Annotated in this window: 9 protein-coding genes; 1 reads left to right on the forward strand and 8 read right to left on the reverse strand. The window is 35.5% G+C overall.

Annotation, left to right across the window (positions count from 1 at the left end):
* Positions 1–78: 78 nt before the first annotated feature.
* The 8 genes from AACZ49_RS02925 to AACZ49_RS02960 all read right to left on the reverse strand — a co-directional run bounded on the left by AACZ49_RS02925 (position 79) and on the right by AACZ49_RS02960 (position 9,832).
* The gene (locus AACZ49_RS02925; protein WP_339651406.1) at positions 79–1,620 is read right to left on the reverse strand and encodes a hypothetical protein; all 1,542 of its coding nucleotides are present in this window, start codon (positions 1,618–1,620) and stop codon (positions 79–81) included.
* 18 nt (positions 1,621–1,638) lie between these two features.
* The gene (locus AACZ49_RS02930) at positions 1,639–2,256 is read right to left on the reverse strand and encodes a hypothetical protein (protein WP_339651408.1); all 618 of its coding nucleotides are present in this window, start codon (positions 2,254–2,256) and stop codon (positions 1,639–1,641) included.
* 33 nt (positions 2,257–2,289) lie between these two features.
* Positions 2,290–2,637, reverse strand: a complete 348-nt coding sequence (locus AACZ49_RS02935; RefSeq protein WP_339651410.1) for a hypothetical protein — start codon at positions 2,635–2,637, stop codon at positions 2,290–2,292.
* Between the two features lie 67 nt (positions 2,638–2,704).
* Entirely contained in the window at positions 2,705–2,863 is a 159-nt protein-coding gene (locus AACZ49_RS02940) for a hypothetical protein (RefSeq protein WP_339651413.1), read from the reverse strand.
* Positions 2,864–2,990: 127 nt separating this feature from the next.
* Positions 2,991–5,870, reverse strand: coding sequence for an ATP-binding protein (locus AACZ49_RS02945; protein ID WP_339651415.1), 2,880 nt, complete (start codon positions 5,868–5,870; stop codon positions 2,991–2,993).
* A 65-nt stretch (positions 5,871–5,935) separates the two neighbouring features.
* Complete coding sequence (locus AACZ49_RS02950; protein WP_339651417.1) at positions 5,936–6,628, reverse strand: hypothetical protein; 693 nt, start codon at positions 6,626–6,628, stop codon at positions 5,936–5,938.
* Between the two features lie 119 nt (positions 6,629–6,747).
* The gene (locus AACZ49_RS02955; RefSeq protein ID WP_339651420.1) at positions 6,748–9,204 is read right to left on the reverse strand and encodes a ribonuclease HII; all 2,457 of its coding nucleotides are present in this window, start codon (positions 9,202–9,204) and stop codon (positions 6,748–6,750) included.
* Between the two features lie 37 nt (positions 9,205–9,241).
* Positions 9,242–9,832: a ribonuclease HII gene (locus tag AACZ49_RS02960; protein ID WP_339651422.1), complete on the reverse strand. Its 591-nt coding sequence runs from the start codon at positions 9,830–9,832 to the stop codon at positions 9,242–9,244.
* 475 nt (positions 9,833–10,307) lie between these two features.
* Between AACZ49_RS02960 and AACZ49_RS02965 the strand changes: the two genes are divergently transcribed.
* On the forward strand, positions 10,308–12,299 hold the full coding sequence (locus AACZ49_RS02965; RefSeq protein WP_339651424.1) for a putative porin: 1,992 nt from the start codon (positions 10,308–10,310) through the stop codon (positions 12,297–12,299).
* Positions 12,300–12,473 lie beyond the last annotated feature (174 nt).

Consider the following 12,473-nt stretch of genomic DNA (forward strand, 5'->3'; position numbering starts at 1 on the left):
GAAATATTCAAATATCAACTGGCAAGAATTATTTTTAAGGAATTAATGTCTTTTTACTTTCAGAAAAAGTTTTAAAACCTAAAACAACGGTGTCACTAATTCTGGAGTTTGATCACGGATTATGTCTTTGGTCATTTCTCTCCAATTAACTGCAAATCCATCCGTTTCAAACATTTTAAGACAGGTTTCCCGATTCTGTTCTATCCGTTCTACACGCTCCAATAGTTCGCCATATTTATCGTGATAAGCAATCCATATATCTTTTCTGGTCTTCAAAAGTCTTAAATGCTGGCTTTGCCATCCCAATCCAAGACTCGGTGCCATGTTTGCAAGATTATTACCTTCGTTGATGGCTGTTTCAATCAACCAATCGTTATAAGTCAAGATACTGTTTAGATCATAAAACTTCTCGTACAAAACAAGAACATCATCCGTTCTCTTCGTTATACATTCCATACACTCTTCAATATTTTCACAAAATATAGGAATCTGTTCTTCGCTGTCTTCTGGGGGCGCATACCCTCTATCTCTTTCAGATAGAAAAGCTACTTGGGATTCCAAAGTCTGAATTCTAGACCGAATTCTATTCAATTCTTCCTGGCTAATTCCAGGAGGTATTCTTTGGGGTCCACCATCACTACCCTCTCCAGGCATACCCTCCGCAAATTCTTCTTTGAATTCAATAAATTCATCGCGCATTTGCATAACCATTTCTTTAAATTCCTCTTCTGTATAATTTCCGTCCATTTCTGCTATCTTAATCGGAATACCGGAGTTTACGGGACCACCAACAATACCACGGTCCTCATTGTTTTTTCCTGAAAAAACATCATCCAGGCCAAGCAGTTTGTTGATATCACTTTGCGATAGGGTAATGGGCGAATCGGATTGTGCCGATGAACTAAAACTAAGTCCAAACAAAAGTATAAAAAACAGTATTTTTTTGCTTCCCCTTCGTACAAATACAAAATAGCCCAAGAATATTACCATTAATGCCAAAAGGCCAATAATGATATATAACAGATAAGAACTGTCCGAAGTATTCCCTTCGCCATTGCCATCCTTTAATCCTGAATTTGAATCTATATTTTTATTACTTTTAGCGATTAAACCTTTGCCTTTAAGTAAATTTTCATACTCGTTTTTATCATCGGTAATTTTAAAAAGTGGTGTGCTGTTCATGGGAAATTTTTTGCCAACTTGAATTACTATTATATATGGTACTCCAGCTTTCTTGCCTTGAATGGCCATGGCGGCAGTTTTATAGGTTCTAAATATTTTCTTACCAATGGTTTTTCCTTTGGCGGATATGCTCGATTCTGGTTCGCTCCATTTTTCCTTTACAAATTGAAGGGTCACCTCATCGTTTGGGGACAGCGCCTGCAAAAGCACCTGTACCGGTTCCATAATACTTAAATTACGAATTACAAATTTTTGCACGCTGTCGGGCGCAGCGGTATTCCATGCAATGGCGCCCGCTTTGCTGCCGTCCTCCCTTTCATAAAGTTTAATTTCATGTATATTGTATTTTTTATCAGATTCTTCTCCGGGTTGCGCGTAACAATGATACCCTGTATTAAAAAGGATGGTCAGCAGTAGTATTAGTTTAACAATTTTCATGATTTCGTCTTTTAGGGTCTATTTTTTGAACATATTCTTTAAATCATCCGTATCGGAATAGGGCACCCCAGAAAACTTTAGATCGGAAATAGTGATGAGCAGGTCCGATGCATTGCCAAGTTTGTCCTTTTCAAAGTCGTTCTGTACCTTGAAAACGGCTGTACCAGCAGCGATCCGCTCACCTTCGTTCAAGGAAACGGTCCCGGACATGCTAGCTTCGGGATTTCGATCTAATTGGTTTGCCGATTGGTTGTAGAAGTTGGTAAACAAATTACCGTCCTTATCCGGGCGCTTTAGTTCTGCCAAAACGCGGGTAAGGGTATTGCCGTCCACATCGTATTCGAGCTGTACCGATTCACTGCCTTCGGCCAGTTTTCTGACAAAGGTGATCGTGGCCGTACGAAGGTTGGTAGAGCTATTGCGCGACACCAGGCCGTCGGCCGAGGTATACCCCCAATCTTCGCCGTTGATCTTGCACAACAAGGTGGTATTGTCAGCGCTTTTTGCTGTTGTTTTTTCTTCGCTTTGGGTGGTGATTTCGGATGTGCCTTTCGCTGTGTCCTGTGCTTTTTTATCTGATTCTCCACAGGAAAGGATGAGGGTCAATAGTATCGTTATCAAGGGTAATTTTTGCATGGGTATGGGTTTTTTGGAAGTTTCTAGTTAGCCTTATTTAATGGTGTCCTTTTTTGATTTGAACAACAGCTCTTTCGCCATTGCCGATTGCAAGGAATCCTTACCCTGGGCATCTAAGGTTTTGGAATATCTTATATAGGCCTCGCGTAAATTTTGCTTATCGGCCTCGGGCATATCGCTCTTATTTACCAAATCAAGGTAATTATCTACTTTGCCTTTGCCCCCCGTAAGCGAATCGCCAAAGATGTTGCCGAGGGTGCCGGCCTGTAGATCTAAGAAATTATTGGTGACCGGGGTTTTGGGTTTGGGGTCCGTCTGTGCCCGGGCTGTGGCAAGAGTGCCCAAACAGACTATTAAAAGGAATGTTTTTAGTGTTTTCATTTTTCTTGTTTTTTAGCGGATTTATTTTCGTTGGCCATATATGGTGTCTCTTAGAAAAAGGTTGATCTTATTGTTTCTTTTTAAAAGTAGTCTGCTTAATAACCTTGTTTTTATGTATAATGTTCAGTCGATATTGCCCATCCTTCAAATAGTTGATGTTCAGGTAAATCTGATTTTCGGGGGCATGATCAAGTGTGCCTTCCAGGCCATCTTGCTTTTGCTTCATCACTTTTACATTACAGTTGGGGGGAGCCACTTTCTATAGGAATGAAGTTAGCCCCTTGTTCCTAAAAGGATTATGAACGATGTAACAGAAGCTATAAATTATGTAACATGGCCGAAAGGCCCTTTATTTAGGGGGTTTTTGCCTTTAATTTTGTCCGATTACCGTACTCGGATGGGGTGCAGCCATACGTTTCCCTAAAACATTTGGTGAAATAGGCAGGGTCATTGAAACCAACACTATAGCCAACCTCTGAGATATTGATATCGGATTGCCCTAAAATTTGCGTAGACAGTTTGAGGCGCTGCGAACGAACAAATTCTGAAGTGGATAAACCGGTAAGGGCCTTTAATTTTCTATGGAGCTGCATACGGCTCATATGCACTGCCTGGCTAAAAGCCGCAACAGTAAAAGTAGATTCCGTTAAGTTTACATCCAATACCGCTTGTACTTTTTCAAGAAAGCGTTCGTCGACCGAAGTAATGGCAATATCCTTGGGCCTCAATACGACTTCCTGGCTATATCTGGCTTGCAGTTTTATCCTAAGGGCGATGAGATTATTCACCTTCGACTTTAGGATTTTTTGATTAAAAGGCTTGGTGATATAATCGTCTGCGCCCGTTTCTATCCCCACCAACTTATTTTCATCTCCCGCTTTGGCCGTTAGCAGTATAATGGGGATATGGCTGGTGCGTTCATCTTTTTTCAATGTTTTGGTTAGTTCAATGCCATCTTTAACGGGCATCATCACATCGGAAACAATGATATCGGGAACATATTTCAAGGCTTTTTTAATCCCTACTTCGCCATGGTTGGCCGTTATGACCTTGAAGGCGGCTTTGAACGTATCGTACAAGAGTAACCGTACATCGGGGTTGTCTTCCACCACCAATAAAATGGGCAAACCATCTTCCGATATTTCCTGAATGGATAGAGGGGCTTGTGTATTGTCCGTTTTAAACTGCTTTGGTTCCCGTTCGGTCCCGGCAGCTATAATGACTGCATTTTTAAACTGTTTTTTATCTGTACATAATTGCACCAAAAAGGTGGTCCACTGGTCTTTTTCTTGCGATACTTTGATAGTGCCCTTGTGCAGCCCGGTAAGTTCTTTGACCAAGGAAAGGCCTATGCCAAATCCATCGTTAAAGCCATCGGTTTGGTAAAAGCGATCAAAAATGGTCTTTATTTCCTGTTGGGTGAGTCCTTTTCCGGTATTGCGAACCTTCAATTCGATTCGGTTTTGGGGGCATGAAACGTTTACCTCAATTTCACCATTTTCTGGGGTGTATTTTATGGCATTGCCCAAAAGATTGACCATAATTTTTTCGAGGGCGTCCCTGTCGAACCAACCTTCTTTATCCTTATCGGAGGCTGTAATGCTGAATACAATGCTCTTTTGTTTTGCCAAGTATGAAAAAGATTCGCCCCATGCCGCAATTAACTGTACGGGGTTCCCTTTTTCCAGTTGAAGTTTTAAGGCCCCACTGTCTATTTTGGAAAGGTCGAGCAATTGATTCACAAGGGACAATAGTCTTTTGGTATTCCTTGATGCCATTTCAAAATGCTTTCTTTTTTCAGGAAGTAGGTCCGTTTCCTCCAGCGTCGTTTCGATAGGGGAAGATATTAAGGTAAGCGGGGTTCTGAACTCGTGTGAAATGTTTGCAAAGAAATTGGTCTTTAAGGCGTCCAACTCCCTCAGTTTGGCATTTGTTTTGGAGCGGTTTCTGAAGAGTATAAAAAGGAACAAGCCGACCAAGGAGGTCATTCCCAGTACTCCCATTAGAATATTTTGTTGACTTTTTTTCTGTTGCTCGGCCAGCTCTTTTTGTGAGGATAACAGAGTAATTTCCTGTTCTTTTTTTTCGTTCTGGTATTTGGCCTCTAGGGTTTTGGATGAGCTTCTATTGAATTTTTCGAGTAAATCTATTTTAAGGTCATAGGCTGCCTCATAATATTCACTAGCTTCTTTATAATAGCCCAATTGATGGTTGCAAAAAGCCAAATCTCGTAGGGTACGATGGTACAGTTCAATACTGTCCTTGTTCGCTTTTTGGAACAGATCTTTTGCAATTTCCAATTGTGTGATGGCCTTCGCATATTCACTTTTTTTCCTTCTTAAGAAATTCCCATAGTAATAAACTGCCTTGGCCTGATCAAGGGTAAGGTCTTTGGCGAAGAGGTGGGCAATACTTTCCAAATGGGTCTCTTCTGCTTTATTTAGGCTATCAACACCCATATAATATGCCGACTTCATCAACAGGGTTCGAACTACTTTAATATCGTTGCCCTGCTTTTTAAAATAGGGTAGAGCCAAATCGATATATTTTTTGGCTTCTTTAAACTCCCTTATCATTTGATTGATGTCTGCCAGTTGAATATAGGTCAGATGTTCACTTTCAACGTCATTAATCTCCTTAGCAATGTCCAAGGCCTCATAGAGCAGGCTATGAGCCATATTGGTGGTTTCGTAGGTAAACGATAATTTTGATATTTCGGCTCGATTTAGCAACGCGCCAATAACAGTTTTGTTTTTAATTCCATAACTTTTAGATATAGAATCCACTTTCAAATAATAGGGGATAGCATCGACAAAATTTTGCTTGTCAAAATAGAGGTCTCCCATGGTTTTGTAAAGATCGATGAGCTGATTTTTTTGATTATTTTCAACTGCCTTTTGCTCTACCAAGCTATAATATGCCTTTCGTTCTTCAAAGGGAATGTTATGGGAGGTTTTGATGAGCTGTAATAGTGCACTAAAGACAAGGGTTTCATTGGCAGTATTGTCAAAAGATTTATAATTGAAAGTCGCATAATAATGAGCACTGTCATATTGCTGTTTTTGGTAAAAGGTATTCGATTTTTCGATGGTGTGCTGATGGCATTCGGTTAGCGTCATCTCATGTCCATACGACGCTAAGTTCAAAAGTAAGACCAAGAAAATGATACTATTTTTACTCCTAAAAAAGTTCGGTATGCTTAAAATAAATTCTATATAGTTTTGATATGACATACCATCTATTAATAGAAAAAAAACCGAAGTTTAAACTTCGGTTCATATTAAAATCGGATTGATTATTAATTACTAAAAGCAGTGAGTATGGTACTGCTCATTAAATCTCCATTTTTCTTATAAGTTTCTTGTTTTACCATACCTACACCTTCTGCTAGCCACACTCTTGAAGGGTAAACTTGATTAGCCATCATCATCTTAGATTGATTTTCACTGTATACAATATAGCAATCATAAGTCCCTGCAGGAGTAGTAACACTTTCTTTTTTCTCAACTTTTCTGTTTAACATATCTACTGCGATATTCATATTAATGCCGCCCATGCCAATTTTCATAGTCACATTCGCATCATTTAGATTTTGCCCTACGCTTAAATCATTAGGTATTTCAATATCATTACCACTAATTTCGATATCCATTTCACCATATTGTTTCATCATATCACTCGACAATAGAGATTCGTAGTCCAAAGTAACCATGTTTCCGGTACAAGATAATTTATAGTCGGTGTTATAAATTTCTTTCCCTTTTTCGTCTTTAAGAATGATGGCCATTGTCGCGTTGGTAGTATTGCCTTCTGTATTTGTTTCGGTAATCTGGTATGAGCTTATGCCTTCAACTTTACCCTTCTTGTTATAATTTGTGTATTCCATTGAAACACCTTCTGTCATAGGATAGAATTTGCTACAATTGTCTTGTGCGGTAAGTGAGATAATGCCAATTATAAAAAATAGTACGAGAAGTGACTTAGTTTTCATTTTCAATGGTAGTTAAGGTTCTAATTAATAACTACTTAAAAATATAAAAACTAAATTGCTTATGTGTAATTAATGTACAATTGGTAGTGAACTGACCATGAAATCTTCAAAATAATGTATTATCGTATCTTTAAAACTTGTATGGTGTTTTCTTGGTCCTTGAAAACTAACTCTGCTTTTTTATTATTGTTAATATCGGCCATGTCGATTACTGAATTTCCGTAAATCGGGAAATTTGGTATGGATACAGCCTGACTATCAAAAAGATAAATTTTCTGATTTTGAATATCGGTAACAGAAACGTATATCTTATCATTAAGGTAAAAAATAGTGGGTTTTGAATATACCCCTAACTCTAATTGAATTTTCTTGTCACGTATTTGTAAAATATTATCGTTCATTATTGCCAAGGTTCTGGTTGTAGCATCTATTCCGTGGTCTTTGGCTAAATTTAGGTTGTTGGAAGAAATTCCCTCTTTTGTGTCAATTTGAAATAAATTACCATCTAGAGAAGTAAATGTGAATTTGTTTTGATATAATTTTATGTCATTATCAGAGAACGAAAATTTATCCTTTACGGTTACTCTGGTATTACCTACCCTATCGGTAATTTTTAATTGACCATTTTCCAATTTAAAAACAAGGTAATCTTTTTGACCAATTCTAAAATGTTTCGGTGCGTCTAATATATTTGCCTCTGCACTATCATATTTGAAGCCTTTTACAATATTACCTTTACTATTGTACATGAAGACCTTTTCATTTTGTGTTACTACAAAGCGGTAATTTTGTTTATTCTCATAGTCAAAAACTGCCAGCGGGTTTAAGTTTCCTCCAGAGAATTTCATGGCGAATGGTTTTACTTCATTGCCATTTCTATCTAAAATTAAAAACTCATTATTAGTGGTGAAAGCAAATTGTAGTTTTCCATTTTTATAAAGATCTACTTGCTGTATCTTACCTTGAATTGTGCCGGACAGCTGCTTTTTCCACAAAATCTTTCCGCTATTCGATATTAGATAAAGATTGTTTTCTTGATCTTGAACAATGATTTCTTTTTTGCGGTTATTGTGGTTAGTAACAAATTGAGGTAATATGGCAAGGTCTGTATTAAATTGAACATTGAAGACAGGTGTTACCGTATTCTGTTCATCTTCTTCTGTGATTTTTTTAATCAAAAAATTCGAATGGTAGAATCCGTCATCAGCAATAAATTGAGAGCCAAAAACATAGTCATTGAGGTTGCTTTTATCAAATGAATTGCTCAAAGATTTAGAGACTGTTTCCTCAAGAATTTCTATAGTGCCTTTTAAATTAGATATAGTTAAGATGCTTGAAGCTGAGGTAAGTTTGTTTTCAGCAGTTTTATAAAGACTCGTTTTATTAAAGGTATCGCCAGACTTATATTTCGTTAGTAATGATTCGAGCGTACTTTTGGTTTTAGAAAAGAGAAAGGTATTTTCAATAATACTTGAATATGTAAATGAAGTGGCACCAATAATAGGTTCAAGTGGTTTAAATAGCTCATTATTTGATTTAAGTTCCCAAATTTCATTTTCGCTATATTCTTCTGTAGAAATTTTCTCATCATTAATATAATCTAATAGCGTAGCTGTGCCATATGTTCGTAGAAGTAATATTTTCTCACCACCAACTTCAGTTAAGCCAATTTCTTCAACAGTGTTTAAAAGTGAATCTAAAATTGTAGTAGTGTAATTGGTAGTAATTTTATTCTTTGAAAACTTTTTAAAATCATCAAAACCAAAAGATTTATAGTAATGAGCCTCACTAGGTATTAATGTTGCTGTTTTGTTTTGAATAGGATTTGTAGTATTGAAAAGATTTAGAAAATGATTTGTTTCAATGTTTGTTTCTGTAACACCATTTAATAAGATTTCTGTATCATTTAGGGTAACATCAAGTGATATCGAACTTGCAAAATTAGAAATGCTTTGGTCGGGAGTAAGAATAAGGTTTATTAAGCGCTCACCTTGCTCAATATCAAACCAAATATTCAGCACCTTTTCTTTATTGGATACAGTGTAAAACTTTTTCAAAGAAGAATTAATTTTTGGAGAATCGATTGCGTCTATAAGCTGTTGCAATAATTTTTCAGATGAGCATGTTACCCAATAATTTTCAACAAACGAACTATATAAAAGAGATTCATCAATTTGATACTTTGTAATATTCAAATTATGATAAGAATGCGTTTCAACACTTTTATTGGTAAGGCCTTCCCAGTTCTTAAATGATAGACTATCATTAGATATATAGGTGTATGCTATGTTGACACTATCTACAGGTGAAATGGCGATTACCCCTTTACTTTGGTCAGCTAAGAATTCTAAAGGCTGTATTTCGTTCGCTATTTTTTTAAAAGGTTCTAATGATTTAAGATTTTGTAAGACCTCGTTGGTTGTTAGTTCGTCTTTTAAAGATTCAAAATCGTTTATCTTAAAAACTAAGGTGGCATTATTCGGAAATACATCTAAAATAGAATTTTCTGTAGTTACTTTAGTAGTGCAGGTTATGCATGATACGATAATCAATGCATATAATACTGTATGCCTCATGGGTTAGAGTTTGTGTAAAGTTATACTATTTGTAATACTAAGATTGGTTGTCGTTGGCCAAAAGCTTAAAGCTCATTCTATGATATTTTGTAGTACCATATTTTTTAATCGCCGCCCGATGCTCTTTTGTAGGATATCCTTTGTTCTTTTTCCAATTGTACATCGGGTATTCGTTATGTAAATTAAGCATATAAGCATCTCTAGCAGTTTTGGCTAAAACAGATGCCGCTGCTATGCTAGTATATTTAGAGTCACCCTTAATAATACACATATATGGTATATCCTTATAAGGTTTAAATCTATTGCCATCAACAATAATATAAGAGGGTGTTTTTGACAATGAATCTATGGCATTGTGCATGGCTAAGATTGAAGCATTTAATATGTTGATATCATCAATTATTTCCGGTTGAATATGAGCAATGCCATAGCAGATACTTTCTTTCTTTAAAAGTGGTTCTAATAGATCTCTTTTTTTTTCAGATAAAAGCTTGGAATCTGTTAAAATTAGGTTTTCGAACGATTTTGGGAGAATGATTGCAGCAGCTGTAACTGGGCCCGCTAAACACCCTCTACCAGCCTCATCAGTTCCTGTTTCTTTATAATTTTTATAGAATTTATGGAGCATTGTTTTCTTTGGATTGTAAGCTTAAAAAATGTTGCCAGCCTATTTCAAATTGCAAATATTATTATTGGGATTTTGCAGTGTTTTAAAATAAGCAATAAAAAAAGAGGGAATTAAGTTTTTGATAAGAGCTTAATTTCTATTTTATTCTTAGTTTGGACAAAGGTATAAAGTTAAAATTTTAACTCAGTTCAAAGTAAATGGTTTTAGAAAATGCATTTCAAATTAATAATGTGCTTTTCAATTTTATATTATTTATTCTTAAAGACAAACCAATTGCCAGTAGTTGATCATATTCACGGTCTTTTCATTGAATGATATTCATAAGATTGATTAAAATCGATTTTCTTTTGTTTGTGTTTATAAGGGAGAAATTGATTTTTAAGTATACAGCTTATTTATTAGGGATTAATATGATTTAAACTTTCACATTTACTTAGCAACAAAAAAATTAACTTTGCAAGGGTAACAAAGCTGCATGAAATATATAGTTCTAGTTTTAGTGTTTTTCACATCTTCGATTATTATTGGTCAAGAAAAAGTAGAAAGAGGAGATAAAAAGACCGATTCACTTCCACTTTCAAAAAAAGCAATACCACTTAAGCCAATAGAGAAGTTAAAGGCAGATACCGTAGGCATAACTATAAAAGATTATAAAATAATCACTTTTGAGAGAGACACTACCTTTTTAGATACTACCCTTACCATTCAAAAAGAATACAAGTATAATTACTTACGTGAAGATGATTTTGAACTGATGTCTTTTTCTAATATTGGCCAAGCTTATAATACTCTTGGTGTTGATTTAGAGAGAATAAATATATACCCAAGTTTGGGGGCGACAGCAAAGGATAGAAAATATCTGGAAAAAGAACAGATAAGTTATTACAATGTCGCCACTCCAATGACCGAGCTATTCTTTAAAACCACATTGGAACAAGGTCAATTGTTAGATGCGAATTTAACATTCAATACTTCTAGAAGGCTTAATTTTTCTATAGGATATATTGGTCATCGTTCCTTGGGTAAGTATAATAATAGCCAAATACAGTCCGGTAATTTTATTACTACGACAAATTACTTGTCAAAAAATGGAAGATATTCTTTAAGGGCGCATATTGCTGCACAGAATATTTTATCTCAAGAAAATGGTGGTTTGGCAGAAAAAGAAGCCCAATTCGAATCTGGTGATACAGATTTTATGAATAGACCTAGGGTAGATGTTCTCTTAGATGATACGGACAATAAGATTTTAGGTAAACGTTATTATTTAGACCATGTATATAAATTAGTAAGAACACAATTAGATTCAACACGGTTTGAAAAGACATCGCTGTCTATTGGTCATGTATTTGATTATGAAACCAAGTATTATCAGTTAATTCAATCGAAAAATGATACCCTTTTTGGGGATGTTATTCTTACTGACATTAATGATAAGGCATATTTAAAAACTTTCTACAACGAAGTAAACGCCGAGTTTTATAATAGAACGCTAGGTAAACTTACAGGAGGTGTCAATGTCTACAATTATGATTACTTTTTCAATAGTTTATTTATCAATGAAGATGGTACTGTTATTCCAAATAGATTAAAAGGTACTGAGTTCGGAATAGGGGGTAAGTATGAAAAAAGGATAGGAGGCTTTGATTTCAATGCTAATTTGAAATATAATATTTCTGGAAATTTGACAGGGAACCTTTTGAATGCATCGGCTTCATATGACATTAATAAGGACAACAATTTAAAATTTACGCTGCATTCTTCTTCTAGGTTGCCCAATTTTAATTATCTATTATATCAAAGTGAATATTTAAATTATAATTGGGATAATAGTAAGGCGTTTGAAAAGGAAAGAATAAGTAGCCTTAAAGCTGAGTTTAATTCTAGTACCTGGGGTAACCTGATGCTTAAATACAGTAATATAGATAACTATACTTATTTCGCTCCTGTGTCTGAGAATGTAATTGAAGATGGTTTAGAGAATGCATACATTAAGCCCTTACAAGAGAATAATGGTATCTCCTATTTGAAAGTCAAGTATGAAAAGGAATTCAAGGTCGGAATGTTTGCTTTGAACAATACGGTAATGTACCAAAATGTGACACAAGATGAGCAAGTAATGAATCTACCTCAAATTGTTACAAGAAATACATTATACTTTTCTTCAGATGTTTTTAAGAAGGCCATGTACTTGCAAACAGGAGTTACATTCAAATATTTCACTAGTTATTATATGAATGCTTACAATCCTATTTTGGGAGAGTTTTATGTTCAGAACAAAGAAGAATTAGGAGGTTACCCTTTACTTGATTTTTTCATAAATGCACGAATCAAACAAACACGTATTTATTTAAAGGCTGAACATTTTAATTCCGCTTTCTCTGGATATAATTACTATGCTGCGCCAGATTATCCTTATCGTGATTTTGTAATTCGGTTTGGTTTAGTCTGGAATTTCTTTTCCTAGTGGAGGTATAAGTTACTGATAGTGTGTTATTTGCTGAAGTGCCCTTGAATTTATCTTACATATACTTATGATTTTCAGCAGGTTACAATAAATCATGGTTTGTCACTTGGTCGTATTCCGTTAACTCGGGTTAAATCAGGTCTTTATGGATGGGGTAAAAAACTATTGTATTTT

Origin of the sequence: uncultured Maribacter sp., from assembly GCF_963975365.1 — a bacterium.
In the GTDB taxonomy this organism is placed as follows: domain Bacteria; phylum Bacteroidota; class Bacteroidia; order Flavobacteriales; family Flavobacteriaceae; genus Maribacter.